The 339-nt window shown below is 66.7% G+C and carries 1 protein-coding gene; it reads left to right on the top strand.

Annotated features, from left to right (window positions below; all coding sequences use genetic code 11):
• Positions 1-339 (top strand): IS66 family transposase (locus tag GRB80_RS15980; protein ID WP_161424413.1); only part of this gene is annotated, 339 nt, incomplete at both ends.

Below are 339 nucleotides of genomic sequence, written 5' to 3'. Positions count from 1 at the left end.
GCGCCGATGCCGGCGCAGATCATCGATAAGGGCATCCCCACCGCCGGCCTGCTGGCCCAGGTGCTGATCGCCAAGTATGCCGACCACCTGCCGCTCTATCGGCAGGAACAGATCTTTGCCCGTGCCGGCGTAGCGATTCCGCGTTCCACCCTGGCCGGGTGGGTCGGCATCTGCGGCGTAAGGCTCCAACCGCTGATCGATGCCTTGCGTGACCTGCTGCTCAGTGAACCCGTGCTGCATGCCGACGAGACCCCGGTACCGCTGCTGGCCCCGGGCAAGAAGACGACACACCGCGCCTACCTCTGGGCCTATGCCACCACGCCTTACGCCGGGTTGCAG

Origin of the sequence: Halomonas icarae (genome assembly GCF_009901955.1) — a bacterium.
Taxonomy (GTDB): Bacteria; Pseudomonadota; Gammaproteobacteria; order Pseudomonadales; family Halomonadaceae; genus Halomonas; species Halomonas icarae.
Note: the sequence above shows the minus strand (reverse complement) of the source record. Positions and strands in the feature narration are given on the sequence as shown.